The sequence below is a fragment of the Pantoea rwandensis genome (assembly GCF_000759475.1).
Lineage (GTDB): Bacteria > Pseudomonadota > Gammaproteobacteria > Enterobacterales > Enterobacteriaceae > Pantoea > Pantoea rwandensis_B.
Genome location: NZ_CP009454.1, coordinates 1945841 through 1971212, shown reverse-complemented (window position 1 = coordinate 1971212; position 25372 = coordinate 1945841). Strand labels below are relative to the sequence as shown.

The window sequence follows — 25372 nt, the reverse complement described above, 5'->3', positions numbered from 1 at the left end:
CTCGCCACGCGGTCTGTAATCGGTTAACCTCAAACGCGATTACTTAGAGTGCAGCATAAAATTCGGTGCCTTATGCAACAAAAATGTGTTCATTAACACATTTTAGTAATTAAGGAATTGTCTTAAGCGTTTGCTCTTATTAATCTCAAACCCGTTTTGTCATCTGGCTGGCGACATTGTGTCGTAAGGACTTCAAAGGAACACACGTATAATGGTCAAGTCTCAACCAATACTGAGATACCTCAGGCGGATCCTTCCCGCAGTAGCATTAGCAACACTCTTATCGGCATGTAGTAGTACGCATAACGGTCAGAACGCGAATAACGAGAATCATGAAGTTAACAACCAGAATGGTTTTTTACTTCAAGCGTCTCAGGACGAATTTGAACAGATGGTGCAGAATGTGGACGTTAAGTCCCGCATCATGGAACAGTACAGTGACTGGAAAGGTGTTCGTTATCGCTTAGGCGGTGACACCAAACGCGGCATTGATTGTTCTGCTTTTGTTCAGCGCACCTTTCGCGAGCAGTTCGGTTTAGATTTGCCACGTTCAACGTCAGAACAGCAGGATACAGGCAAAGAGATTTCTCGCGGCAAACTGCGCCCGGGTGATTTAGTGCTGTTCCGTGCCGGTTCTACCGGACGACACGTTGGCATCTATCTCGGTAACGATAACTTCGTGCATGCATCCACCAGCAGTGGTGTGATGATCTCCAGTTTAAACGACAGTTACTGGAAAACACGTTACCGTGAAGCCCGCAGGGTTTTAGCTAAAAATCCTAGCTAACGTATCCTTATGAAGATCCTCTCAGCCAGAGAATCAGAAAACGCTGCCCAGGCAGCGTTTTTTTTCGCCTGCTATTTCTTAACGCAAATCCGATAGATAAAAAGTAATTGAGAATCAGAAATATAACGAGACTTTTCGCGCATCCTCGTTATATTCTCGTTTGCTTACTGGCAGCAAATTGTTGTGTCTCCGGCGGCTAAAAAAACCCACCCTGATGCAATATTTCACGCCAGACACCAGCGAGCAGTAGTGCACGATTTACATAATAATAATGGCGCCATAAAGGGGAATGCACTCCATGCCACTGTCGGGGACGTTAAAACGTCATGCAACTTATTCGCGCCGTATCGCCTGGAGTAGTGCGATCATCGGCGGTGTGTTCTTTCTGTTGTTTGTCATCGTACTGCTGACGCTAACCTGGCAAAAACGAGTACAACAACATGAACAGTTGCTGATCCATAGCCGCGACGATCTTCAACAGGTGATGTCGACCCTGGTGGATACCCTTTATCCATTGCAACAATACACCCAACTTGAATGCAGTAGCGTAAGCCGCGAACTCACTTCACGTGCCGCCTTTGCCGGCAATATCCGCGCGATTTTGCTGGTACGTAACAGTAATGCCTATTGTTCGTCCGCCACCGGCGCCTTTCTGCTGCCTGCGAATGATATTTCGCCACAATCGGAGCTGGAGCGCGATCGCGATTTACGCTTACTGGAAGGCACGCCCCTGTTGCCGACCAAACCGGCGCTGGCGTTGTGGATGAAGAATCCAGGCTCAGCTGAGACCGGTATTCTCGCCACCATGAATATCAGCCTGACGCCTTATCAGCTGCTGGCTTCTTATCATCCCGAAATCACCGGTATGGCGTTGGTGATTGGCGATAAAGCCCTGCTGAGTGGCAAGAATCAAGTGGTGAACATCCACGATTTACCACCAGCCTTGAAAGAAATGAGTTTTAAAGATAATGACATGCGCTTCGTGCTGTACGGTACGACACTGGCGCAACGCGATTATCATCTGATCCTGCTGACCGGCCTCCTCTCAGCCCTGTTTATGAGTGCGGCCAGTTGGCTGCTGCTGACGCTGTATCAGCGTCCTGGCAAAGAGATTATGCAGGGCATTAAACGTGGTCAGTTTCATGTTGAGTATCAGCCCCTGGTCACCGCTCACGATGGGCAACCGTACGGCGTTGAAGCACTACTGCGCTGGACACATCCCACCGAGGGAATGATTCCCCCCGATGCCTTTATTAGCAACGCTGAAGCGCAAAATCTGATTATTCCCTTGACTCAGCATTTGTTTAAGCTGGTGGCGCGCGATGCGAAGTTCCTCTGCCAGCAACTGCCGCGCGGCACGCGTATGAGTCTGAACCTTTCCCCACTGCATCTTGCATCAGAAAGTTTTCGTCAGCATGTGCAGGAGTGGATTGCCGACATGCCAAAAGACCACTTCAACTATGTTTTCGAAATCACCGAACGCACCATGGTGGGCGAAAGAAATGCTGGCGAGATTTTTGCCTGGCTGCATGAGCAGGATATTAAAATCGCCATCGATGACTTCGGCACTGGCCACAGCGCATTGATCTATCTTGAACGCTATCCGTTTGATTACCTCAAAATTGATCGCGGCTTTGTACAGAGTATTGGTACCGAAACGGTGACCTCACCGGTGCTGGACGCGGTATTGCTACTGGCCAAGAAGCTCAATCTCAAAACCGTTGCAGAAGGCGTTGAAACCGGCGACCAGGCTGCGTGGCTGGTGAACCGTGGGGTGACGCATCTGCAGGGATATTTATTCAGTCGCCCGCTGCGTCCGGAAAACCTGATCAGTTATTACCAACGTCAGGCAGCGCTCGGTTAACGTCACGCTATCGTCACGAAACTGCTACCATTCAGTGCGGATTATTTAAGGAGAGCGCCCCACTTATGCTGCTGCGTCTTGTCACCGCGTTGTTGGTTTTTAGCGCCATCGCGCCACTGCATGCGGAAACCATCAATGAGAGTTATGCCTTTGCCAAGCTGGGCGAACCGAAGTATGTGGTGAATTTCACCCATTACGATTACGCGAATCCCGCTGCGCCTAAAGGCGGCAAGATGACCATCGCGGTGGTGGGCACTTACGATAACTTCAATCGCTTTGCTTCACGCGGTAATCCTGGCGTCGGCACCGATACGCTGTATGACGGGCTGTTCACCACCTCCGATGATGAGCCTGGCAGCTACTATCCCTTGATTGCTGAATCCGCCCGCTATCCATCCGACTATCACTGGATGGAAGTGTCCATCAATCCCCATGCGCGCTTCCAGGATGGCAGCCCGATAACCGCGAAAGATGTGGCCTTCACCTTCCAGAAATTTATGACCGAAGGGGTGCCACAATTTCGCGTGGCGTTTCGTGGTGTTGAAGTGAAAGCGCTCAACAATCTCACCGTCCGCATCGACATGCCGAAACCAGACAAGGACATGATCCTGAGCTGGTTAACGCTGCCGGTTTTGCCGCAAGCCTTCTGGCAGAATAAAAAATTTAATGAGCCTATCGGTTATCCTCCGCTCTCCAGCGGCCCCTATCGCGTCACGTCTTATAAGCCAGGCCAGTTCATTCAATACAGTCGGGTGAAAAATTACTGGGCGGCAAATCTGCCGGTTAATCGGGGACGCTTCAACTTCGATACGCTGCGCTACGATTACTACCTTGACGATAACGTCGCCTTCGAGGCCTTCAAAGCCGGTGCGTCCGATCTGCGCGAAGAGGGATCGGCGAAGAAGTGGGCCACACAATACCGTGGGCGCAACTTTGATAGCCACGCCATCGTGAAATCGACCACGCCAAATACCGTCTCTACCGATACTCGCTGGCTGGCCTTTAACAATGAAAAACCCCTGTTTGCAGACCGTAGAGTGCGTGAGGCGCTGACGCTGGCATTTGATTTCGAGTGGATGAACAAGGCGCTGTTTTACGGGGCCTACAAACGCACTGACAGCTATTTCCAGAACACGGCTTACGCTGCCAAAGGCTACCCGAAAGCCGACCAGCTCATTCTGCTGGCACCATACAAAGCGCAGTTGCCTGCTGAAGTGTTCAACAACGAATACGCACCGCCGCGTTCAGAGGGTAGCGGCTTCGATCGCGGTAATCTGCTAAAAGCCATGACGCTGCTGAAAGAAGCGGGCTGGCAGATTAAGAATCAGCAGCTGGTGAACGATAAAACCGGGCAGCCCTTCCGCTTTGAACTGCTGATGCGTAGCGGTACGCAGAACGACTGGGCGCTGCCGTTCCAGCACAGCCTGCAGCGTCTGGGGATTCAGGTAGCGTTGCGGCAAATTGATAGCTCGCAGTATCTGCGCCGTTTGCGTGAAGGCGATTACGATATGATCCCCTCGCTTTACTACGCGATGCCCTCGCCTTCCACCAGCCTGCGCACCATTTGGCAATCGCCATACATTGATTCCTCCTGGAACACCCCTCGGGTGAAAGATCCCATCGTGGACCACTTCGTGCAGGAGATCGTCGACCATCAGGGAGATGAAAAAGCGCTGTTGCCGCTGGGTCAGGCGCTGGATCGTATCCTGTTATGGAATGCCTATATGATCCCGATGTGGTACAACGCCGAACAGAGGCTGGCATACTGGGATAAATTTTCCCGCCCTGAAATCAAACCCGCATACGCAACCGGGTTAGAGAACTGGTGGTATGACGTGAACAAAGCCGCACAATTGCCGGCTGATAGACGCTGAGGAGAGCGGTTTGGGTCCCTATTTCCTGCGCAGGTTGCTGCTGATTATTCCCACGCTGTGGGCGATCATCACCCTGAACTTTTTTATCGTGCAGATTGCGCCCGGTGGACCGGTGGATCAGGCGCTGGCGAATGCGCAATTTGGCCATAGCTCCGGTTTTTCCTCGGGCAGTGCTGGAGATGTCGGCGGGCGCGGTGCGCTGGCGCATGATAATCCGGGCGACAGCCAATATCGCGGCGCGCGTGGCCTTGATCCTGAGGTGATTGCAGAGATCAAACACCGCTACGGCTTTGATAAACCGCTGCTGCAGCGCTATGGCGAAATGCTGTGGAACTATATCCGTTTTGATTTTGGCGACAGCCTGTTCCGCAGCGCCTCGGTGCTTCAGCTCATCAAAGAGAGCTTGCCGGTTTCCATCAGCCTGGGCTTGTGGAGTACGTTGATCATTTATCTGGTCTCGATTCCGTTAGGGATTAAAAAGGCGGTGCGCAATGGCAGCGCTTTCGATATCTGGAGCAGTACCTTTATCATCATTGGATACTCCATCCCGGCATTTCTGTTCGGCATCATGCTGATTGTGTTGTTTGCCGGTGGCAGCTATTTCGACTGGTTCCCGCTGCGCGGTCTCACCTCGCCGCAGTTTGATACGCTGCCGTGGTACAGCAAGATAGGCGATTATCTCTGGCACATCACGCTACCGGTGCTGGCCACCGTCATTGGCGGGTTTGCCACCCTCACCATGTTGACCAAAAACTCATTCCTCGATGAGATCCGCAAACAATACGTGGTGACGGCACGCGCCAAAGGACTGGATGAAAAACGTATTTTGTATGGCCACGTGTTTCGCAACGCCATGCTGCTGGTGATCGCCGGTTTCCCTGCCACCTTTATCAGCATGTTCTTTACCAGTTCGGTCTTAATTGAGGTGATGTTCTCCCTCAACGGACTCGGCTTGCTGGGTTACGATGCCACCATTCAGCGCGACTATCCGGTGATGTTTGGCACGCTCTATATTTTCACGCTGATTGGCTTGCTGATGAATATTCTCAGCGATCTGACCTATACGCTGGTCGATCCGCGCATCGATTTTGAGGGGCGCTAATGGGTTTATCGCTTATCAACCAGCAGCGCTGGCAACGCTTTCGCCATAACCGCCGTGGTTTTTGGTCGCTGTGGATTTTTTTGCTTATCTTTGTGCTTTCACTCGGTGCGGAGTTACTGGCCAATGACAAGCCACTGCTGGTGCACTACCAGCAGCGCTGGTACATGCCGCTGCTGTTCAATTACAGCGAGAGTGATTTTGGCGGCGACTTTGCTACCCCGGCCGATTACCAGGACCCCTGGCTAAAACAGCGGATCGATCAGCAGGGCTGGGCGCTGTGGGCACCTATTCGTTTCAGTGACAGCACCATCAATTTCGCCACCGATGTGCCCTTCCCTTCTCCGCCCTCGAAGCAGAACTGGCTGGGTACTGACGCCAATGGTGGTGATGTGCTGGCGCGTTTGCTATACGGCACACGCATCTCGCTGCTGTTCGGCATCTTGCTGACGCTGTTCTCCAGCGTGATCGGCATCGTGATCGGTGCCGTGCAGGGCTATTTTGGCGGCCGTGTCGATCTGGTTGGCCAGCGTCTGATTGAAGTGTGGTCCGGTATGCCGTCGCTGTTTTTATTGATTCTGCTCTCCAGTGTGATTCAACCCGGCTTCTGGTGGCTATTGCTGGTCACCGTGGTGTTTGGCTGGATGAGCCTGGTGAGCGTCGTGCGAGCCGAGTTTCTGCGCACGCGTAACTTTGATTATGTGCGTGCGGCGCGCGCGCTCGGCGTGAGTGACGGGCGCATTATGCTGCGTCACATGCTGCCGAACGCCATGGTGGCCACGCTGACCTTCCTGCCCTTTATTTTATGCGGTTCGATTACCACCCTGACCTCACTGGATTTCCTTGGCTTCGGCTTGCCGGTGGGATCTCCTTCTCTGGGTGAACTGCTGTTGCAGGGCAAGAACAACTTACAGGCGCCGTGGCTGGGACTTTCCGGCTTCTTCGCCCTCGCGCTGCTACTCTCGCTGTTGATCTTTATCGGTGAAGCGGTACGTGATGCCTTTGATCCAAGCCGGGGGGTGAAATGAGCCTGTTAAGCGTCAATCATCTCGCCGTGGCCTTCAATCAGCGCCGCGTGGTGGAAGATATCTCTCTGCAGATTGAGGCAGGTGAAACTCTGGCGCTGGTCGGTGAATCCGGTTCAGGCAAAAGTGTCACCGCGCTCTCCATTATGCGCCTGCTGCCGCAACCGCCTGTGACCTATCCGCAAGGTGAGATCCTGTTCAATGGCCAAAATATCTTGCAGGCCAGTGAGCGTGAAATGCGCGGCCTGCGTGGCAACCAGATGGCGATGATTTTCCAGGAACCGATGGTGTCGCTCAACCCGCTGCATAACGTTGAAAAGCAGCTGTATGAAGTGCTGTCTCTGCATCGTGGGATGCGCAAAGAAGCGGCGCGCGGCGAAATTCTCAGCTGTCTCGATCGCGTTGGCATCCGCAATGCAGCATCACGCCTCGGCGATTTCCCGCATCAGCTTTCCGGCGGAGAGCGTCAGCGCGTGATGATTGCCATGGCGTTACTGACACAACCAAAACTGCTGATTGCCGATGAGCCCACCACCGCGCTGGATGTCACGGTTCAGGCACAGATTCTGCGCTTGCTGCGTGAACTGCAGCGTGAACTGAATATGGGCATGCTGTTCATTACCCACAACCTCAATATCGTCCGCCAGCTGGCGCATCGCGTAACGGTGATGCGCAATGGCCGGGAAGTGGAGCACAATCTTTGCAAGCCGCTGATCAGCCAGCCACAGCATCCCTATACACGTGAATTAATCGCCGCAGAGCCGGATGGCCAACCGGTACCGCTTATCGATACCCAACCGCTGCTGCAGGTCAAAAACCTGCACGTGGGCTTTCCGATTAAACGCGGATTGTTCAAGCGCAGCGTGGCGGAAAAAACCGTACTCAGCGATCTCAACTTCACACTGCGCCGGGGTGAGAGCCTTGGGTTGGTGGGGGAATCCGGTTCAGGTAAAAGCACCACTGGATTGGCACTGCTGCGTTTGATTGCCGCGCGCGGTGAGATTTGGTTTGACGGTCAGCCGCTGCATAGCCTATCGCGTAAACAGCTTTTGCCGCTGCGTCCGCATATTCAGGTGGTGTTTCAGGATCCCAACTCATCACTCAATCCACGTATGACGGTACAGCAGGTGATTGCGGAAGGACTGGCAGTGCATCGTCCTGAATTAAGTGCTGCCGAGCAGGAAGCGAAAGTGATTGCCGTGATGCAGGAAGTAGGACTGGATGCAGAAAGCCGTTCACGCTATCCCGCCGAGTTTTCCGGTGGACAGCGCCAGCGTATCGCCATTGCCAGGGCGCTGATTCTGGAGCCGCAATTAATCGTGCTGGATGAACCGACCTCTTCGCTGGATCGCTCAGTGCAGAAGCAAATTCTCACCCTGCTGCGCCGTTTACAGCAGGAGCACCAGTTAGCGTATCTGTTTATTAGCCATGATTTGCAGGTGGTGCGCGCACTCTGCCATCAGCTGATTGTGCTACGCCAGGGTGAAGTGGTGGAACAGGGAGAATGCGAAGCGTTGTTTAACGCACCAGCCAGCGATTATACGCGTCAGCTTTTGGCCTCCGCGCAGGGTGAATCGTTAACTTAATGACCTTCAAAGGTTTCTGCGATGGCAACGCCCTGATTTTTCAGGCAACAATTGGTCGTGCTTTCATCACCGCGCTGAATCAGTAAACAGGGTTGCCCTTCGCACAGCGCAATTTTGCATTCGACCTGAATCTGCGCCAGCGTCTCTTGCAGCTGGTGCAAAATTTCCAGTGCGGGATGCCCATCGTGGCTTAACAGACGCAATGCGACGAGATCTTCATCGTGCACACCATTTACCGCTTCCTGACGCTCAATTTCACCAACATGATCGGCTGACCAGCGATAATGTTGCGGTAAGCGATGCATAACCGAAAGTTGCAGCATAGTTACAGTCCCCAGAGACGTTAACGCTTATTCACGACGACGGCGATTACGCAGTGAATCCCTACCTGGTAAACTCAGAATACGGACGTCAAGGTTTGCCTTCTCGTTTTAAACACAAAGCATGTAGCAAAGTTATTATTTGCGAGCTTTCTCGCATTTATGCCTATGTGTACCTTGTTCGGCGGCAGTTAACAATCATTTTAGACGCAATGTCGTTACTTTTTTACCCCTTAATTTTCACATTATGGAAACATTAAGCATAACGAATATGTGGGGATTCGCGAGTGGGGCTGAGGAATAGAACGCTTGCAGCAAGTGGGAATGTGATTGCGGCGCGGTTTTAACCACGAAGTCATTTGCTCTAAAGCTCAGCGAACTCCGCGATAAACCGCGCCGTCAGAGGGATGTGCAGAATTACGTGTGGCGTGGACGTGCGGCGTAGCTAAACAACACAATGGAGACGGTTGCGCACAGGGCAATGGTCGCCACCATCGGCCAGGCGCTGTTAATACTCACCAGTGACAGCAATGCGCCCACCAGCGCCCCCACGCCAAAGCGTAAGGTTCCGGCCAGCGACGATGCGGTGCCTGCCATATGCGGAAACTCATCGAGAATCACCGCCATCGCGTTCGAAGAGACCGTCGAGACGCAGCCAATAAACATCGCTACGCCAAACACCAGCGACAGGAAACCCAAATCCAGCGCACTGGCAATCAGCAGCCAGATACCCATTGCGAACTGAATAATCAGCCCGATACGGAACATCGCCAGCGGCCCAAAGCGGCGTACCGCACGACTGTTAATCAGCGTCATGACAAACAGGAACACCACGTTAAGGCCAAAGTAGTAACCAAAGTTTTGCGGTGAAACGTGATTGACTTCGATGTAAACAAATGGCCCGGCGTTGAGGAAGGTAAACAGCCCCGCAAATGAGAAGCCGCTTGCCAGCATATAACTGAACGCACGTTTGTGGCGCACCAGCGCCACAAAGTTACTGATTGTGGTACGCAGATGGAATCGCTGCCGCTGTTCAGGCTTCAGCGTTTCACGGATCTGTGTCACCACCAGCACAGTGGTGATCAATGCGGCCACGGCCAGCGTCCAGAATATCGCGTGCCAGTTCCACAGCAGCAACAGCCAACCGCCGATAATCGGTGCCAGTAACGGCGCAATGGTGGTGACCAGCATGACAAACGACATCATGCGCGAGAAATCCTCTTTCGAGTAACTGTCTCTCATCAGCGCATTAATCACCACGCTGGCCGCTGCCGCCGACAAACCGTGCAGGAAGCGCATAAAGATCAGTTGATCAATGGACTGTGATAAGGCGCATGCCGCTGCGGCGCAGGCAAAGATTAGCGTGCCCAGCACAATCACCGGTTTACGTCCGTAGCTGTCCGCCAGCGGGCCATACACCAACTGCCCGATAGCAAACCCCAGGATGTAAAGGTTAAGCGTCATCTGCACGCTGCCTGCCGAAACGGCAAATTCGCGAGCAATTTGCGGCATAGCCGGCAAATACATATCAATGGAGAGCGGCATCAGCATCGCCAGCAATCCCAGAATCACGACTAAACCTACCGGTGAATTCTTTTCCTTACGCACCGCTCTCTCCCGCTATTTGCGTTTTTCAACTCTTCTGGCAGGCCGATGCTGTCGACCTCTTCTTCCGTGAGTTCACGGTATTCACCTTCAGCCAGATCGTCATCCAGCACAATCTCACCAATGCTTTCGCGATGCAGCGCAGAGACATGGTTTCCCATCGCGGCAAACATGCGTTTGACCTGATGATAGCGGCCTTCCGTGATGGTTAATCGCGCGGCCTTTTCATCCAGGATCTCCAGCACCGCCGGTTTGGTCAGCTCTTTCTCATTGTGCAGTTGAATCCCCGCCGCAAACTTCTCCACCAACGCAGGGTCAATCGGCTCTTCGACCTCAACCAGATAGGTTTTTTCGAGGTGATGGCGCGGAGAGGTTATACGGTGTGACCATTGACCATCGTCCGTCAGCAGAACCAGACCGGTGGTATCGATATCCAGACGCCCTGCCGCATGCAGCTTAAAGGCAGCGGGTTCTTCCATGAAGAACAACACGGTAGGATGATCGGGATCGTCAGTGGAGCAGACATAGCCCTGCGGTTTATTCAGCATGAAGTAGCGAGGACCGGTTTGCACCACCAGTGGATTGCCGTCGTATTCGATTTCGTCGTCTGGCAACACTTTGTAGCCCGCATCGCGCACCACTTCGCCGTTAATAGTGACTTTCCTGGCGCGGATTTCGCGGCCGGCGATAGCACGGCTGACTTCCAGCTGCTGAGATATGAATTTTTCGAGTCGCATGAATTCGCTTTTGCCTGTTACTACGGAGGGAATTGAAACGGTGTTTTTAAACCGTTAAAAAAGTGTGGGCAGTATAGCTTGATCCTTCGCCTGCTAACAGTACCGCGCCTGCGTTTCAGCTGTTTTCATGGCATAATGCGTGTCCGTTTGAAGAAAAAAGTTTGCCCTGATGTCCTTCACCCTGCGCCCATACCAGCAAGAGGCGGTTGACGCCACGCTCCAGCATTTTCGCCGCCACGATGCGCCCGCCGTGATCGTGTTGCCGACGGGTGCCGGTAAAAGTCTGGTGATCGCTGAACTGGCGCGGATTGCCAGAGGCCGCGTGCTGGTGTTGGCGCATGTGAAAGAGCTGGTCGAGCAGAATCACAGTAAATATCAGGCGTATGGTCTGGAGGCCGATATTTTTGCCGCCGGTTTGCAGCGCAAACAGAGCGAAAGCAAAGTGGTTTTTGGCAGCGTGCAGTCGGTGGCGCGCAATCTGGATCGCTTCGACAGTGCCTTCTCCCTGGTGATCGTTGATGAGTGTCACCGCATCAGCGACAACGAAGAGAGCCAGTATCAACAGCTGTTCGCCCATCTGCGACAGCACAATCCGCAGCTGCGGCTGCTTGGGTTGACCGCCACCCCTTTCCGCCTCGGTAAAGGCTGGATTTATCAGTTTCACTATCACGGCATGGTGCGCGGCGATCAGCACGCGTTATTCCGTGACTGTATTTATGAATTGCCGCTGCGCTACATGATCAAGCACGGTTTCCTTGTGCCGCCCGAACGGCTGGATATGCCGGTAGTACAGTACGATTTCAGCCGCCTGATCCCGCAAAACAACGGCTTATTCAGCGAAGCCGATCTCAATCGCGAATTGAAGCAGCAGAATCGCGTGACGCCGCACATCATCAGACAGATCGTGGAGTTCGCGGAAGATCGCCGTGGTGTGATGGTGTTCGCCGCCACGGTAGAACATGCGCGTGAAATTTTATCTCTGATGCCCGAGAACAGCGCGTTGGTATCTGCGGAAACCGTGGTGAAAGAACGCGACCGTTTGATCAGCGAATTTAAAGCGCAGCAGTTAAAGTTTTTAGTGAACGTCGCGGTGCTGACCACCGGCTTTGATGCGCCACACGTCGATCTCATCGCCATTCTGCGCCCTACTGAATCTGTCAGCCTGTATCAGCAAATCGTCGGGCGCGGCCTGCGTTTGTCACCGGGCAAAACCGATTGCCTGATCCTCGATTACGCCGGCAATCCGCACGATCTCTTTACACCGGAAGTCGGCACGCCAAAGGGCGCCAGTGACAACCAGCCGGTGCAGGTGTTCTGCCCCGCCTGTGGTTTCGCCAATACCTTCTGGGGAAAAACCACCGAAGACGGCCACATCATTGAACATTTTGGTCGTCGCTGTCAGGGCGTGATGGAGGATGATGAGGGCAATCGTGAACAGTGTGACTATCGCTTCCGCTTTAAAAGTTGTCCCGACTGCGGTGCAGAAAACGATATTGCGGCTCGCCGCTGCCATCAGTGCGATCGTATTATGGTCGACCCGGATGATATGTTGAAAGCCGCGCTAAAACTTAAAGATGCACGCGTGCTGCGCTGCGGCGGTATGACGCTGGAACAAGGACGTGACGAGAAAGGGGAATGGTTAAAAGCGACCTACTTTGATGAAGATGGCACCAGCGTCAGTGAACGTTTCCGTCTGCAAACGCCTGCACAACGTAAAGCCTTTGAGCAGCTGTTTATGCGCCCACACCAGCGCGCACCCGGCGTGGAACTCGGTTGGCAAACGGCTGCGGATGTTATCGCTTTGCAGCCACTGCTGCGCCATCCCGATTTTGTGGTGGCACGCGCGAAAGGTCATTTCTGGCAAATTCGCGAGAAGATGTTCGATTATCAGGGACGTTATCGGCGCGCGAATGAGCTGCGTTAAGCGACGGAATCATTTGCCCGCGTCTTCTATTGCGGCTATAATGCCGCCCGCTTTTGCATCCGTAAAAGCATATGAATAACCGTCTGTTGCTGGGTCGCCTGTAGCAGAAATGATTGAAGAGAAATCAAATGACCACTTTCAACGCTGAAGTACGTAAAGAGCAGGGTAAGGGTGCGAGCCGCCGTCTGCGTGTAGCAAATAAATTCCCAGCCATCATCTATGGCGGAAACGAAGCGCCAGTTGCTATCGAACTGGACCACGACGTTGTAATGAACCTGCAGGCTAAGCCTGAGTTCTACACCGACGTGCTGACCATCGTTGTTGATGGTAAAGAAGTTAAAGTTAAAGCTCAGGCGGTACAGCGTCATCCGTTCAAGCCAAAACTGCACCACATCGACTTCGTTCGCGCTTAATCGCCAACGAGTTGAAAAGAGAACGCCGCTTACGCGGCGTTTTTTTTTACCTGGAAATCAGTTTCCGCCTGTTCGGCGCTGTAACTGATCGCGCAGATTAGGTGGTGTCCCTTTGATGGTCAGAGTATCGGTCGTTGGATCCCAGAAAATGCGCTCGCCCAGCAGCATGGCATCAAAATTCAGCGTCAGGCCGCCACCGCTGCCAGCAAACTTGGTCAGCTGGCGCAATGTGCTACGGTCAGCCGGGAAATGCTCTTCCAACTCGTAACCCTGCTCCTGGGTAAAGGCCTGGAACGTTTTCTCTCCCAGTGGCGGCAGTTCACTGGACAAATCTTCCAGCGCAATCTCCTCACCTGCCTGCAGTTGGTCGTTGCAGTAGCTGTAGACCTGCTGACGATAGTTCTGGCGCTCGTTCTTATCGAGATTCGACTCCGCGCAGTAATCATCTACCGCCTGCAGCAAACCCCGGTTCTGCGCTTTCGTATCCAGGCCTACGCTGGCACCGAGGAAATCCATAAAGAAATCGGCCACTTTGCGCCCGACACGTCCACGCAGGAAGGTCAGATAACGGGTTGATTCTGGGTTGGTTTCCCACTCAGTGAGATCAATACGCGCCACAATATCCGCATGATTGATGTCGAGATAATGGGTGCTGCTGATATCCAATTCCTCATTGACGCGCATGCTCGACTGGCTGCTCAGCATCGCCACCAGCAAGTACTCAACCGCCAGATAGCGATAGTGCAGGAACAGCACCACGCCACTTTCCGCAAACGGATATTTGCCCAGCTCATCACGCAGACGGCCAGTCGCCGCACGGCTGAAAGCCAGAAAGTCATCTTGCCCTTTGCGACAGTTACGCAGCGCATCGGCCAGTTCGCTCTCTTCATTGAACAAACCGTAAGCCTTACTTTTGGCGCTGTACACCCGATGCAACTCTTCCGCCATCTCTTCTACCGCACGGGTCGTCGGCAGTAATGTGTCACGCAGGACCAGCTCAAGCTGATTTTCATCACGTTTAACTAACTGATGCAGGGCAATCTGGTCGATATCCAGACTCATGGTAGACTCTCCTTTAGGCTCAGGCGCGTATTCAAACACCGCCCGCCGCTGCTTTCAACTCTACGCACAAACTGATCGCTCTGCTTGCGATTTAATTGCGGAAAAAAGCGCGTTGTTACGGTAATATACCGCCTTTTCACACTTGATTAGTCGACGATATGCCACAATCATCCCGTTATAGCGACGAGCGCGTAGAGAAGCTTCTCGCGCAGATGGCGCAGATTCTTGAAAAAGACAAAGCGCCAACCGACCTTTCCCTGATGGTATTAGGGAACATGGTAACCAATTTGATTAACACCAGTGTCTCGCCGGCCCAGCGCCGCAGCCTGGCGAAATCTTTCGCGGAAGCGTTGCAGTCTTCCGTTCGCGATGACAACGCCCACTAAATTGCAGATCTGACCTCATAAATATGGTAACCAACCGGCAGCGCTATCGCGAAAAAGTCTCCCAGATGATCAGCTGGGGGCACTGGTTTGCTCTGTTTAATATCATCTTCGCGCTGATTTTAGGTAGCCGCTATCTGTTGGTCGCCGATTGGCCTGCGTCACTCGCGGGTCGTATTTATGCCTATACCAGCTGGATTGGCCACTTTAGCTTTATCGTGTTCGCCGGTTATCTGCTGGTGATTTTTCCGCTCACCTTTGTGGTGATGTCACAGCGATTGCTTAGGGTGCTGTCGGCGATTATCGCCACTGCCGGGCTGACGCTGATTATGGTCGATAGCGCGGTGTTCAACCGCTTCCATCTCCACCTGAATCCGGTGGTGTGGGAGTTGGTGATCAACCCGGACCAAAGCGAGATGGCGCGTGACTGGCAGCTGATGTTTATTAGCGTACCGGTCATCTTCCTCGTGGAGATGCTGTTTGCCACCTGGAGCTGGCAGAAGCTGCGCAGCCTGAATCGACGCTCATTTGGTAAGCCGCTGGCCGCGCTGTTTATCTGTGCTTTCTTTGCCAGCCATCTGATGTATATCTGGGCGGATGCCAATTTCTATCGCCCGATTACCATGCAACGCGCCAATCTGCCGCTCTCCTATCCGATGACCGCACGACGGTTTCTTGAACGCCATGGCTTGCTGGATGCGCAGGAGTATCAGCGCCGTCTGGTGCAACAGGGCGATCCTGAGGCGCTGTCAGTGCAGTATCCGCTGAGTGACATTACCTTCCGCGATGGCGGCACGCGCCACAACCTGCTACTGCTGACCGTTGATGGTTTGAGCCATGACAATCTGGATAAGGCACTGCCGTCGCTGAATCAGTTTGCCAGCGACAACGTACGCTTTACCCAACACTACAGTGCCGGGATTGCGCCGGAGAAAGGCGTGTTCGGGCTGTTTTACGGCATCTCCTCCAGCTATATGGATGGCGTACTTGCCGCGCGGATGCCTTCGGCGTTACTCGGTGCGCTAAATTCGCAGGGATACCAGTTTGGTCTGTTCTCCTCCGATGGTTTCAGCCAACCCCTGTATCGCCAGGCACTGTTAGCGGATTACAGCTTGCCTGAAGCTGATTCTCAGCCAAACAGCACGACGGTGAACCAATGGCAAAACTGGCTCAACGGCCAGAAAGCCGAGGGTGCGCCCTGGTTCTCATGGATTTCACTTGATGGCGTCAACGTGACTGGCGAAAGCATTAAAGCGCGTCAGCGCAGCTATTTGCGCCAGGCTAACAGTGTTGATGAGCAAATTGCGGCCGTACTACAGGCGCTAAAACAACGCGACTTACTCAAAAATACCGTGGTGGTGATTACCGCTCAGCGTGCAGTGACGCCGGAGAATGATGACAATCCGGGTAACCGTGCAACGTTGCAGGTGCCGCTGGTGGTGCATTGGCCGAATACGCCGGCGCAGACCATCGATCGTCTGACCGACCAGCAGGATGTGATGACAACGTTGATGCAACGTCTGCTGCATGTGCGCACCAATCCAGCCAACTATTCACAGGGTGAAGACCTGTTTGCTGCTCAGCGCAGCCACAACTGGGTGGCCAGCAGTGAAGAGGGCAAACTGGTGGTGACTACGCCAACCGTGACGCTGGTGCTGAATAACAACGGCAGTTACAGCGCCTACGATGCACAGGGCCATAAGCTGAAGGATCATAAACCGCAGCTGGCGTTACTGCTTCAGGTGTTGACAGAAGAGAAGCGCTTTACCGCAAACTGATTAATAATGAGGCAGTTAAAACCTGCGCATATTGCAATCGCGAGCGGAACCAGTAGACTACTTCTCCACGTTCGGCACGTAGCGCAGCCTGGTAGCGCACGGTCATGGGGTGTCCGGGGTCGGAGGTTCAAATCCTCTCGTGCCGACCAAAATCCTATAAAAAAGCAGCCCTTAAGGCTGCTTTTTTGCTTTCTGAAGGCCGCTATCCTTTATCACGCTGCGCCAGCCACTCGTCACGCGTCAGCTCCCAGGTGCCCGCCGGTAACTCGCCCTCAACAAAAGTTTTGCGATAGGTATCCACTAACCGCATGCCGGTGCGTTCCGAGATGCGACGAGAAGCCAGATTATCCATCGCCTTGGGCACACGCAGACGCGTCTGGTCGAGATGGATAAACCAGAATTCGGTGACTGCTGCGCAGGCTTCACTCATCAATCCCTGCTTCTGCCATTCAGGCACCAGCCAGAATCCCCGGTTATCTTCCGCCCCCAGACGTAGTGAGATTAAACCAATCAGACTGTTGGGATCAGATCGATGGCGAAGGCTCCAGTGCCACGCCTGCCCTGCTTTCATTGCGGGCAGCGCCATGCCCTCAATATATTGACGGGCACCATCCGCGGGATAAGGCCAGGGCACAGAACCTATCAGATGCCGCACGATCTCCCAGCGCGGGAAAACCTGCTGTACCTGAATCGCATCTTCGCTTCGCAGCGGTTGCAGCAGTAAACGGGGCGTTTCCAGACGGGGTATTTGCATGACAACCTCCTTGGTTAACCCATTCAGTATTATCGTAAAACGGCCGGAGTGGGAATGCTTCTGGCAAATAATCAGTCAGTTACCGGAAGCAATCAAAGCGGAGCGGGATCACATTTTTCGTCAAATATGACAGCATTTCATCTTATTGAAACAAAACTGTCATACAGTTTAATTACTCTTATCCTTCCTGTTTTTCGATGGACACTTGTTATGGTCATCAAAGCTAAAAACCTGCAGGACGCGGAAGAACTCCTGCATTCAGGTATCAGTAAAGTTGAACTGGCTTACGATATCGGCAGCGACGATTTTTTCCGCCTGGCTTCGCGGTGGTGTGATCGCGGTGCACGTATAACCAAAGGCAACGAGCACTTTGTGGTACAGATCAAAGGCATGTCGATTCCGCCTAATCACTAAACGTGGGTGAGCCGCTTTGGCTTGCTCTTTTCACGGCTGACGGGTAAAAATAGCGTTTTAACCGTCAGCCGTGATGCTTAATGTTTGCTTCTGAAATTCCCCTGGCACTGCCCCCCTCCCCGTTTATCACCGCTGCGGCTATGACAAGCTCTCCGCTCCCTATTGCGTGGTGTGAATTTAATCAGCAGGCCTGGCACAGCGATCTGCATCAACACTGGCAACTCCCGCTACCACTGGCGCTACACAGTGCCGTCACTAAGCGTAAAGCTGAGCATTTAGCCAGTCGCTGGCTGGCACAGCAGATGCTGGCACGCTTCGCGATGCCTGACTTTATCCTGCGAAATGCGCCCGATCGCTCGCCGGTATGGCCAGTGGGGATTCAGGCCTCACTCTCGCATTCGCAGCAAATGGCCGTCATCGCGGCAACGCAGGCGCCCCTGTGTATCGGCGTTGATGTCGAGCAAGTGATGGCAGAACAGACCGCAGAGGAAACGGCGGGGATGCTGATGAGCCGTGCAGAACGTCAACGGTTAGCCGCCGCTGCGTTGCCGTTTGCAGCAGCGGCCACTCTGCTGTTTTCGCTGAAAGAGAGTGTCTATAAAGCGTTGTGGCCACAGTTGCATCAGCCGATGGATTTTCTGCAAGCGGAGTTGCTGGAGTGGGATTTGGCGCAAGGCCGCGCCACGGTCACTTTGACGCAGGACTTTTCACGCGAGTTTAACGCCAACACACGGCTGCAGGCGCATTTCTGGCAACGTGGCGACCGCGTTATCACACTGATCGCTCATCCACTGAGCAACCCATAAAAAAACCGGCTCAGAATCAATCTAAGCCGGTGACAACACAAGACGACAGAAGTGTTCCAGGGAGACAGAGACGAGGAATCTCTGTTGAAACTTACCTTACCTGCCTGACAACACCTTGCCCAATAAGGGTTTTTGCTAAGCTATCCCAGTTGACGTTAATGACCCGTTTCAGTGCGCTTTACCGCATCCAGCGTGGCCATGTCACGTTCATTGCCCGTCAGTTCACTCAACTGGCCTTCGCGCATCTCCAGCAAGCGGTCAGCATGGATGAAGTAGTGATCATCATGGCTGATGGCGAATATTGTTTTGCCCGATGCCTGTAGCCAGGGCAGCAATTCACGGTAAAAGATACGACGGAAATGCGGGTCCTGATCGGCAGCCCACTCGTCCAGCAGCAGGATGTCACGTTCCTCTACCGCCGCCAGAAGCAGTGCCAGTCGCTTGCTTTGCCCTTTAGAGAGTTGCAGATTCAGCACCTTATTGCCTTGCAGCTTCAGTTTGTCCTGCATCTTCAGGCGTTCCAGCCACTGCTGCACCAGTCCAGGATTCGCTGGCTGACCGCCGTGACTGATCAGGCGATCAAACAAATGCACATCGGTAAACACCGCTGAGAAGTGTTTGCGGTAAGCATCGAGGTTATGCCAGTCAACCACTTTGCCGTCCAACAGCAAACTGCCTGATTGTGGCTGGTACAGGCCCGTGAGCAGCATCGCCAACGTGGATTTACCGCTGCCGTTGCCACCAATCAGGAACACTAACTCACCACGATGCAGCGTCAGATTAATCGGGCCAACCTGGAAACCGTGATCGCCATAATGGAAGCAGACATCGCGCAGTTCCAGTGTTTGCCAGTCACTCACCTGTGGCAGCGCTTTGAACTGTGCATCGTAAGGCGCGAGATCGAAGGTGTTGATTTTACGGAAGGCGACCTGAGCGCTCAGTAAGGTCGGCAAGGCACCCACCGCAGCCAGCAACGGCGTACGCAGGAACAACAGCGTCAGTGAGTAAGTCGCGGCCACCGCCGTGTTCGCCCAACCCAGCCCATTGGCCATAAAGAACACAATGCCAATTGCACCCAGCATCATGATATTTGACCAGTTAACCGCGCTGAGGTGGAAGGTGTCGGCACGAACGATATGATGACGATAGCTTTTGGCGTTTTCCTGATACACGGTGTCGTAAATCAGTTGAGCACGCTCGCGGTTAAGCTGTAGCTCTTTACGCCCTTCAATGATGGTCTGGAAATCACGGTAAAGGTCGTCTTCGATTTCACGCAGTTTCGCCATGTGTTGATACACACGTGATACCAGCAACCAGCCGCCCACCAGAGTGATGACTAACCACAGCGAGGTCAGCAGCAACATTTTAGGTGACAGCCACGCCAGATAGAGCGCGGAACCCAGGGTAATAATGATGCCCTGAATCAGTTCCGGCAGGCGGACAAAGGCGATGGTGATCGCACGCACATCACTGGTGAGTCCCGCCAGCAGTTGCGCGTTACCTATCTGCTCAATGCGCTCGACGCGCGTATCCAGAATACGCTTGATGAACTCGCCGCGCAGGCGCCAGACAAAGTGATGGCCAAGCTGAGTTAACGCCAGTTGCGAACCTAGCGTCACGGCCATCAGCAGAAACAGCTGCCCCAGAAAACTCGGCAGCACAGAAATCGAGGTATTCACCGCGACGATCAGCTCGTTATTGATATAGGCGATTAAGCCGATGCCGAGCGCGGCGCTTAACAGCGTCAGCAGAATGACGCCAATAAAAGGCCAGCGATACTGGCGATAAACCACATGCAGCAATGCCATTAACAGATTCCGGAGGTCGACCAAGCAGCCTGCAGTTTAATGGTGCTCCGGATGATAGCAAGATTAATTCTCATTCACTGCGCCGTTAATGGGCGCGGCGGAAAGTGAGGTTAAAGCGAAAGGCGCCCGCTGCCGGGTGAATACCGGGTTTGAGCGGCAGAATGCCGTGATAACGCAGGCGTGAGGGGCCGCCCCACACCACGATATCACCGTGCTCCAGCAGCACCCGTTGCGTGGCATCACTGCGCTCAAAACCACCAAACTGGAACACCGCGGGCAGGCCTAATGACACTGAAACAATCGGCTGACGCAAATCCTTCTCGTCCTTATCCTGATGCAAGGTGAGTTTGGCTCCGGGTTCATAGCGGTTGATTAAGCAGGCATCCGGGTTAAAGCCGGAAAAACCCGCTTCCTGTGCGGTTTGTTGCGCCAGCGTGCGGAACAGCGCAGGCATCGGCGGCCATTTGTGCCCACTGGCGTTATCCTGCTCCGTGTATTGGTAGCCGCGCGAATCCGTTGACCAGCCTAAATCGCCACAGTTGGTCATCGCCACCGACATGCGATGTCCACTTGGTGTAATGCGGTGAGCAAATGGATTCTGCCCGGCAATCTCCTGTATCGCCGCCAGCAATGCATCCGCATCATCGCGTGCACGGCGCCGTAAAATCACCGCGCCTTCCGCTAACGGTTCCTGCCATGGTGCTTCGTCACTAAACAGATCCAGCATCTGCGCCTCCTGCCGTTATTTGCTTTCCTGATCGATCAGGAAGGATTTGAACTGGGGCGACATCCAGTGCGTAAAGCCGTCCCCCTGCTTGCTGATCAGATAAACCGCCAAATGCTCCTTGAGTGCCAACGCTTGTGCCCGCTCGCTGCCCAGCACCATCAGCCCGGTGTCCCAGCCATCGGCTTCCAGCGCCGTGGTGGCGATCACGGTGGCCGACACCAGCTTATGTTCGATGGGGCGTCCGGTCACGGGGTCGATCACATGTGAAATGCGTTTACCATCCAGTTCATAATAGTTGCGATAGCTGCCTGAGGTGCTGATACCGTGACCTTGCAGATCAACGCGCGCCTCGACGGCGTTTTCACGATCGGTGGGTTTCTGGATCGCCACACGCCAGGGTTGATTGTTGGCATTCTGCCCACGGGTTAGCACTGCGCCCCCCACCGACACCAGATAGTCGGTAATACCCTGCTGCTCCATCAGTCGTGCCAGATGATCGGTGGCGTATCCCTCCCCCATAGTCGAAAGATCGACATCCAGCGCGGGCAGATCTTTCTGCAACCACTGTCCATCCACACTCTGGATCACATGCAAATGTTGTAAGCCAGTTTGCGCTTTCGCTGCATCAATTTGCGCCTGGCTCGGGGTGTGCACAGGCTGTTTCGTGGGTCCGAACCCCCACAAATTGACCAGCGGGCCGACGGTGATATCCATCGCGCCACCGGTTTTATTGCCGATGCGCAAGGCTTCAACCACGATATCGGCCATATCCGCGCTCACCGGCTGTGGCTGATTACCTTGATATTGATTGAAGCGCGACAGCACCGAATCCTTTTTCCAGGTAGAGAGTTCATGATCATCACGATCAAGCTGCTGCTGAATAGCCTGCTGCAAAGCGGCCTGGCGCTGGGGATCCACGCCCGCCAGACTGACACGCCACTGGGTGCCCATGGTTTTCCCCTCTAACACCAGTGCGCTGCGGGATGCTTGCTGATCGCAACCGGTTAACGCACCGGCCAGCGCACTAATTAGCAGAATATTCTTAATACTCATCACTTCCTCATCTGTAACCCATTAATTCATCCTGTTTCAAAGCATAAATCGCTTGTAAAACAGGCTAAAGCTGCTTGATGTCCATACCAGACTGACAGAGGATTAAGCGCTCAAGCCCCTAACCGCACAGGAGCGACTGATGATTTTTATGATTCTCGCTGTATCCGCCGTTCTGTTCATCTTCGGGACTTTCCGCTGCTGGCAGCACTATCGCCATCGACTGATTCAGCATTACCCCTCGCGCAAACGTTAAATTTTTGCACCATGGAATCATGATATGCACCGCTTCAGCGCTGCCGGAGTGTAGCAAATTAGATTGAGGCCGCGTGGCGCTGAGAGCGGTGACCTGGCATGAATTCTGCACCGTTGAGACTGAGTTGAATATCAGCGAGGTGCAAAATGGACAAGACAAAAACACAACAAACCTGGCAACACTGGTTGCGCTTCTCAGCGTTTACGCTGGCAGGCGTCGCGATGGAAGGCGGCATACCGACGCAGAATACGTCGGCGCCACCTGCGCCAAAAGCCAAAAAATGGCGCACAATATCGTAACGTTACAAACCCAGCTCGCTCAGGCCCGGATGGTCATCCGGGCGTCTTCCTGCCGGCCAGTGAAACAGACGCTGTTGCGCTGTTATCGGTAAATCGTTGATACAGGCAAAGCGCTGAATCATCAACCCATCCGCCCCAAAGTGCCAGTTTTCGTTGCCATAGCTGCGAAACCAGTTGCCGCTATCATCCTGCCATTCATAAGCAAATCGAACAGCGAGCTTATCTTCGTGCCACGCCCAAAGTTCTTTGATCAGACGATAATTCAACTCTTTTGCCCACTTGCGCTGTAAAAATGCCACGACCTCAGCGCGCCCACTGACGAATTCACTCCGATTACGCCAGCGCGTATCTTCACTGTAAACCTGAGATACCCGCTGTGGATCGCAGCTGTTCCAGGCATCTTCCGCCATGCGCACTTTCTCTAAAGCCGTCTGGTGACTAAACGGGGGAACCAGCATAATTTCTCTCCTGAGCATGTAGACAGACCTGTCTACTTGATTCATCCTGCCGTATGTAGACAATTCTGTCTACTCCAAATTTCAGGAATATATTGATGCTGGAACCTCTGGTTTTTGACGCAAGTGCCGCCGCGCGCGATCGCATCCTGCTCAGCGCACAGCAACTGTTTTACCAACAAGGCATTCGTGCCACAGGCATAGACAAGGTCATCGCTGCGGCTGGCGTCACGAAAGTGACCTTCTATCGCCACTTTCCGGCGAAAAACACGCTCATTCTGGCTTTTTTGCAAACGCGTCATCAGCGCTGGATGACCGCCTTTCGCAGCGCGTTGGCGCAGCAAGAGGATCTGGTCGATGCCCTGCCCGCCGCGCTGCTGAGTTGGTTTAACGATGACGACTATCGCGGCTGTGCATTTATCAATACGGCAGCAGAATTGGGCAATACCTTGCCGGAAGCCAGCCTGCTGATTCGCCAGCATAAACAGGACATGGCCCAGGCAATCGCTGACAAATTGCCAACCGAAATGCAGGACAAAACCGCACCGATTGTGCTGTTGGTCGAAGGGGCTATTGTGCAGGTACAAATTGGGGAAGAGGCAGAGGAGATCGTGCAGGTATTACGAAGTGCGCTAACGCCATTGCTACAGTAGCGGCGACCCGAAGGCCGCCGAAGGGCGCACAGTGGTACGCCCTACCAGGCTGCAACTTAGAACTGGTAAACCAGACCCAGTGCCACAATGTCGTCGGTGTTGATGCCGGCTGCATCGGTGAAGTTGTTGTCGTCCAGCAGGTTGATCTGGTAATCAACATAGGTCGACATGTTTTTGTTGAAGTAGTAAGTCGCACCCACATCAACATATTTTTTCAGGTTCTGATCGCCGTAGTTCTGCACGTTGCCACGAGAAGAGACGAACGCCAGGGAAGGACGCAGACCGAAGTCGAACTGGTACTGTGCCACCAATTCCCAGTTATCCGCTGTATCTGCGTAACCATAAGAGGTCGCATCGCTTGAACCAAAGCGCGTCGCGTTGTACGAACGGGTGTACATCGCGGCCAGATACACATTGTTGGCGTCATATTTCAGGCCGCCAGTGTAAGCAGAAGCTTTGTCACCACGACCAAGGATAGCGCCGGTGTTCTGATTATTAGTACGGTCAGACTGGAACATCGCTGCACCAATGCCGAAACCGGAACCGATGTCATAAGTGGTGCTCAGGCCGTAACCATCACCGTTCTCACCCAGCACATCACGGCCGCTAGAGGATTCAGTTGGGTTATCGTTTTTGCCCTGATACTGGACCGCAAAGTTCCAGCCATCCACCAGGCCAAAGAAGTTGGTGTTGCGGTAGGTCGCCATGCCGTTACCGCGCTGGAACAGGTAGTTGTCCGCGCCGTAGGTATCGCCACCGAACTCTGGCAATACGTCAGTCCAGCCAGAAACATCATAGATCACGCCATAGTTACGACCGTAATCGAATGAACCGGCATCACCGAATTTCACACCGGCAAAACCGACACGCGTAAAGCTGTTGGCGGTGCCTTCGTTTTCAGAGGTGTTCAGTGCAGCCTGGTATTCCCACTGGCCATAACCGGTCAGTTGGTCTGTGACCTGAGTTTCACCTTTGAAGCCGAAACGCAGGTAAGACTGATCACCGTCAGAACCTGAGTTGTCGGAGAAATAGTGCAGACCATCGACTTTACCGTAGAGGTCTAATTTGTTGCCATCTTTGTTGTAAATTTCAGCTGCGCTTGCTGAACCTGCAACCAGCAATGCAGGGATCATCAGGGAGAGAACGCGACGTTTCATTTTATTACCCTCTTTAATGTGCCTTTATTTATGCCACTGCTAACTGAACGATTAAAAATTCAGCCGGCAAGCCATTGTTATTTTATACAGGGCAATAATCTATCACGAAAATGATACTAAATTTCCAAAAGTGTTTCATAGTATTTAATAGTTATTTCTAAATGTAAATATCGTGGAACTTATAACCAGCACAGATCAACAAAAAATACAGCACACATTGATAAACCATTTTTTTAATGTTTAATTTCAATTATTTAAATACAATGCAATGCCGCACTGAATGACAAAACTTAAATCCACTCAGCGCATACAATTGCTCCCGCTATCATCATTTATTTCATTATTACCTTCATTCACCCCGAATGAGTTGTTTTACCCTAATTCCCGCCGGACATGTTTGTCCGGCATTTTTTTGCCTGCGATTCGCACCTTCCCTTCTTATACCAAGTAAAGTTAGTTTTACGGGTTAAATTAACACCAACTTATTTTCACATTATTTGTTTATTTTCGCACTTTTTGTTCATTGCTTAGCCATA

At 53.2% G+C, this 25372-nt stretch carries 24 protein-coding genes and 1 tRNA gene; 15 read left to right on the top strand and 10 right to left on the bottom strand.

Features of this window, described 5'->3' with window-relative positions:
* The first annotated feature begins 211 nt into the window (after positions 1–211).
* The 6 genes from mepS (at position 212) to yejF (ending at position 8235) form a co-directional block, all read left to right on the top strand.
* A complete protein-coding gene (mepS, locus tag LH22_RS09000; protein WP_034824970.1) occupies positions 212–787 on the top strand; it encodes a bifunctional murein DD-endopeptidase/murein LD-carboxypeptidase in 576 nt (191 codons plus the stop codon).
* Positions 788–1085: 298 nt separating this feature from the next.
* Positions 1086–2651: a cyclic di-GMP phosphodiesterase gene (locus LH22_RS08995; RefSeq protein WP_038645819.1), complete on the top strand. Its 1566-nt coding sequence runs from the start codon at positions 1086–1088 to the stop codon at positions 2649–2651.
* A gap of 65 nt (positions 2652–2716) precedes the next feature.
* Positions 2717–4525 (top strand): extracellular solute-binding protein, encoded by a 1809-nt coding sequence (locus tag LH22_RS08990; RefSeq protein ID WP_038645817.1) that lies wholly within the window; start codon positions 2717–2719, stop codon positions 4523–4525.
* A gap of 10 nt (positions 4526–4535) precedes the next feature.
* Positions 4536–5627: a microcin C ABC transporter permease YejB gene (locus LH22_RS08985; protein ID WP_038645815.1), complete on the top strand. Its 1092-nt coding sequence runs from the start codon at positions 4536–4538 to the stop codon at positions 5625–5627.
* Positions 5627–6652 (top strand): ABC transporter permease, encoded by a 1026-nt coding sequence (locus tag LH22_RS08980; RefSeq protein ID WP_038645813.1) that lies wholly within the window; start codon positions 5627–5629, stop codon positions 6650–6652. Before LH22_RS08985 ends, LH22_RS08980 begins: the two co-directional genes overlap by 1 nt.
* A complete protein-coding gene (yejF, locus tag LH22_RS08975) occupies positions 6649–8235 on the top strand; it encodes a microcin C ABC transporter ATP-binding protein YejF (protein ID WP_038645811.1) in 1587 nt (528 codons plus the stop codon). Before LH22_RS08980 ends, yejF begins: the two co-directional genes overlap by 4 nt.
* On the opposite strand, the gene LH22_RS08970 is transcribed toward yejF, so the two are convergent.
* The 3 genes from LH22_RS08970 to rsuA all read right to left on the bottom strand — a co-directional run bounded on the left by LH22_RS08970 (position 8232) and on the right by rsuA (position 10897).
* A complete protein-coding gene (locus tag LH22_RS08970) occupies positions 8232–8558 on the bottom strand; it encodes a hypothetical protein (RefSeq protein ID WP_034824977.1) in 327 nt (108 codons plus the stop codon). The two genes, yejF and LH22_RS08970, sit on opposite strands and share 4 nt — an antisense overlap.
* A gap of 414 nt (positions 8559–8972) precedes the next feature.
* Positions 8973–10163, bottom strand: coding sequence for a Bcr/CflA family multidrug efflux MFS transporter (locus tag LH22_RS08965; protein ID WP_038645809.1), 1191 nt, complete (start codon positions 10161–10163; stop codon positions 8973–8975).
* On the bottom strand, positions 10136–10897 hold the full coding sequence (gene rsuA, locus LH22_RS08960; RefSeq protein WP_052059379.1) for a 16S rRNA pseudouridine(516) synthase RsuA: 762 nt from the start codon (positions 10895–10897) through the stop codon (positions 10136–10138). Before rsuA ends, LH22_RS08965 begins: the two co-directional genes overlap by 28 nt.
* 169 nt (positions 10898–11066) lie before the next feature.
* Between rsuA and LH22_RS08955 the strand changes: the two genes are divergently transcribed.
* Together LH22_RS08955 and rplY are read left to right on the top strand one after the other, a co-directional pair.
* Positions 11067–12821, top strand: a complete 1755-nt coding sequence (locus LH22_RS08955) for a DEAD/DEAH box helicase (RefSeq protein ID WP_038645807.1) — start codon at positions 11067–11069, stop codon at positions 12819–12821.
* 128 nt (positions 12822–12949) lie between these two features.
* Entirely contained in the window at positions 12950–13234 is a 285-nt protein-coding gene (gene rplY, locus LH22_RS08950) for a 50S ribosomal protein L25 (RefSeq protein WP_034824983.1), read from the top strand.
* A gap of 57 nt (positions 13235–13291) precedes the next feature.
* On the opposite strand, the gene yejK is transcribed toward rplY, so the two are convergent.
* A complete protein-coding gene (gene yejK, locus LH22_RS08945; protein WP_038645805.1) occupies positions 13292–14296 on the bottom strand; it encodes a nucleoid-associated protein YejK in 1005 nt (334 codons plus the stop codon).
* 158 nt (positions 14297–14454) lie between these two features.
* On the opposite strand from yejK, the gene LH22_RS08940 reads away from it, so the two are divergent.
* The 3 genes from LH22_RS08940 to LH22_RS08930 all read left to right on the top strand — a co-directional run bounded on the left by LH22_RS08940 (position 14455) and on the right by LH22_RS08930 (position 16606).
* Positions 14455–14682 (top strand): YejL family protein, encoded by a 228-nt coding sequence (locus LH22_RS08940; RefSeq protein ID WP_034824987.1) that lies wholly within the window; start codon positions 14455–14457, stop codon positions 14680–14682.
* A gap of 23 nt (positions 14683–14705) precedes the next feature.
* On the top strand, positions 14706–16457 hold the full coding sequence (gene yejM, locus LH22_RS08935) for an LPS biosynthesis-modulating metalloenzyme YejM (protein ID WP_038645804.1): 1752 nt from the start codon (positions 14706–14708) through the stop codon (positions 16455–16457).
* Positions 16458–16529: 72 nt separating this feature from the next.
* Positions 16530–16606: transfer RNA gene (locus LH22_RS08930), tRNA-Pro, on the top strand.
* A gap of 53 nt (positions 16607–16659) precedes the next feature.
* Here the strand turns inward: LH22_RS08930 and LH22_RS08925 are convergent.
* Positions 16660–17211, bottom strand: coding sequence for a GNAT family N-acetyltransferase (locus LH22_RS08925; protein WP_038645802.1), 552 nt, complete (start codon positions 17209–17211; stop codon positions 16660–16662).
* Positions 17212–17421: 210 nt separating this feature from the next.
* Here LH22_RS08925 and LH22_RS08920 point away from each other — a divergent pair, with 210 nt between their 5' ends.
* Both LH22_RS08920 and LH22_RS08915 read left to right on the top strand, forming a co-directional pair.
* Positions 17422–17625 carry a hypothetical protein gene (locus LH22_RS08920; RefSeq protein ID WP_034824993.1) on the top strand — a complete coding sequence of 68 codons (204 nt, stop codon included), beginning with the start codon at positions 17422–17424 and terminating at the stop codon, positions 17623–17625.
* Between the two features lie 140 nt (positions 17626–17765).
* Positions 17766–18431, top strand: coding sequence for a 4'-phosphopantetheinyl transferase family protein (locus LH22_RS08915; protein ID WP_240474697.1), 666 nt, complete (start codon positions 17766–17768; stop codon positions 18429–18431).
* 155 nt (positions 18432–18586) lie between these two features.
* Here LH22_RS08915 and LH22_RS08910 read toward each other — a convergent pair whose 3' ends face one another.
* The 3 genes from LH22_RS08910 to apbE form a co-directional block, all read right to left on the bottom strand.
* Entirely contained in the window at positions 18587–20239 is a 1653-nt protein-coding gene (locus tag LH22_RS08910; RefSeq protein ID WP_038645798.1) for a multidrug ABC transporter permease/ATP-binding protein, read from the bottom strand.
* An 85-nt stretch (positions 20240–20324) separates the two neighbouring features.
* Positions 20325–20966, bottom strand: coding sequence for a DNA oxidative demethylase AlkB (gene alkB, locus LH22_RS08905; RefSeq protein WP_038645796.1), 642 nt, complete (start codon positions 20964–20966; stop codon positions 20325–20327).
* Between the two features lie 15 nt (positions 20967–20981).
* Entirely contained in the window at positions 20982–22019 is a 1038-nt protein-coding gene (apbE, locus tag LH22_RS08900) for an FAD:protein FMN transferase ApbE (protein ID WP_205624987.1), read from the bottom strand.
* Between the two features lie 399 nt (positions 22020–22418).
* On the opposite strand from apbE, the gene LH22_RS20705 reads away from it, so the two are divergent.
* Complete coding sequence (locus tag LH22_RS20705; RefSeq protein WP_167540445.1) at positions 22419–22571, top strand: hypothetical protein; 153 nt, start codon at positions 22419–22421, stop codon at positions 22569–22571.
* Between the two features lie 2 nt (positions 22572–22573).
* Here LH22_RS20705 and LH22_RS08895 read toward each other — a convergent pair whose 3' ends face one another.
* Positions 22574–23029 carry a DUF1348 family protein gene (locus LH22_RS08895; RefSeq protein ID WP_038645792.1) on the bottom strand — a complete coding sequence of 152 codons (456 nt, stop codon included), beginning with the start codon at positions 23027–23029 and terminating at the stop codon, positions 22574–22576.
* Positions 23030–23124: 95 nt separating this feature from the next.
* Between LH22_RS08895 and LH22_RS08890 the strand changes: the two genes are divergently transcribed.
* Positions 23125–23679, top strand: a complete 555-nt coding sequence (locus tag LH22_RS08890) for a TetR/AcrR family transcriptional regulator (protein WP_052059377.1) — start codon at positions 23125–23127, stop codon at positions 23677–23679.
* Positions 23680–23735: 56 nt separating this feature from the next.
* Here the strand turns inward: LH22_RS08890 and ompC are convergent, their stop codons facing one another.
* On the bottom strand, positions 23736–24836 hold the full coding sequence (gene ompC, locus LH22_RS08885; RefSeq protein ID WP_038645790.1) for a porin OmpC: 1101 nt from the start codon (positions 24834–24836) through the stop codon (positions 23736–23738).
* Positions 24837–25372: the final 536 nt, after the last annotated feature.

What these genes read in the sequence shown, in the direction of transcription:
- alkB (WP_038645796.1), bottom strand. Translation starts at nt 20,966, where the DNA reads ATGCTGGATCTGTTTAGTGACGAAGCACCATGGCAGGAACCGTTAGCG.
- LH22_RS20705 (WP_167540445.1), top strand. Translation starts at nt 22,419, where the DNA reads ATGGACAAGACAAAAACACAACAAACCTGGCAACACTGGTTGCGCTTC.
- LH22_RS08925 (WP_038645802.1), bottom strand. Translation starts at nt 17,211, where the DNA reads ATGCAAATACCCCGTCTGGAAACGCCCCGTTTACTGCTGCAACCGCTG.
- LH22_RS08920 (WP_034824993.1), top strand. Translation starts at nt 17,422, where the DNA reads ATGGTCATCAAAGCTAAAAACCTGCAGGACGCGGAAGAACTCCTGCAT.
- LH22_RS08915 (WP_240474697.1), top strand. Translation starts at nt 17,766, where the DNA reads ATGACAAGCTCTCCGCTCCCTATTGCGTGGTGTGAATTTAATCAGCAG.
- yejK (WP_038645805.1), bottom strand. Translation starts at nt 14,296, where the DNA reads ATGAGTCTGGATATCGACCAGATTGCCCTGCATCAGTTAGTTAAACGT.
- yejF (WP_038645811.1), top strand. Translation starts at nt 6,649, where the DNA reads ATGAGCCTGTTAAGCGTCAATCATCTCGCCGTGGCCTTCAATCAGCGC.
- LH22_RS08970 (WP_034824977.1), bottom strand. Translation starts at nt 8,558, where the DNA reads ATGCTGCAACTTTCGGTTATGCATCGCTTACCGCAACATTATCGCTGG.
- LH22_RS08980 (WP_038645813.1), top strand. Translation starts at nt 5,627, where the DNA reads ATGGGTTTATCGCTTATCAACCAGCAGCGCTGGCAACGCTTTCGCCAT.
- rplY (WP_034824983.1), top strand. Translation starts at nt 12,950, where the DNA reads ATGACCACTTTCAACGCTGAAGTACGTAAAGAGCAGGGTAAGGGTGCG.
- LH22_RS08995 (WP_038645819.1), top strand. Translation starts at nt 1,086, where the DNA reads ATGCCACTGTCGGGGACGTTAAAACGTCATGCAACTTATTCGCGCCGT.
- LH22_RS08895 (WP_038645792.1), bottom strand. Translation starts at nt 23,029, where the DNA reads ATGCTGGTTCCCCCGTTTAGTCACCAGACGGCTTTAGAGAAAGTGCGC.
- mepS (WP_034824970.1), top strand. Translation starts at nt 212, where the DNA reads ATGGTCAAGTCTCAACCAATACTGAGATACCTCAGGCGGATCCTTCCC.
- LH22_RS08990 (WP_038645817.1), top strand. Translation starts at nt 2,717, where the DNA reads ATGCTGCTGCGTCTTGTCACCGCGTTGTTGGTTTTTAGCGCCATCGCG.
- LH22_RS08940 (WP_034824987.1), top strand. Translation starts at nt 14,455, where the DNA reads ATGCCACAATCATCCCGTTATAGCGACGAGCGCGTAGAGAAGCTTCTC.
- yejM (WP_038645804.1), top strand. Translation starts at nt 14,706, where the DNA reads ATGGTAACCAACCGGCAGCGCTATCGCGAAAAAGTCTCCCAGATGATC.
- LH22_RS08955 (WP_038645807.1), top strand. Translation starts at nt 11,067, where the DNA reads ATGTCCTTCACCCTGCGCCCATACCAGCAAGAGGCGGTTGACGCCACG.
- LH22_RS08890 (WP_052059377.1), top strand. Translation starts at nt 23,125, where the DNA reads ATGCTGGAACCTCTGGTTTTTGACGCAAGTGCCGCCGCGCGCGATCGC.
- rsuA (WP_052059379.1), bottom strand. Translation starts at nt 10,897, where the DNA reads ATGCGACTCGAAAAATTCATATCTCAGCAGCTGGAAGTCAGCCGTGCT.
- apbE (WP_205624987.1), bottom strand. Translation starts at nt 22,019, where the DNA reads ATGAGTATTAAGAATATTCTGCTAATTAGTGCGCTGGCCGGTGCGTTA.
- ompC (WP_038645790.1), bottom strand. Translation starts at nt 24,836, where the DNA reads ATGAAACGTCGCGTTCTCTCCCTGATGATCCCTGCATTGCTGGTTGCA.
- LH22_RS08910 (WP_038645798.1), bottom strand. Translation starts at nt 20,239, where the DNA reads ATGGCATTGCTGCATGTGGTTTATCGCCAGTATCGCTGGCCTTTTATT.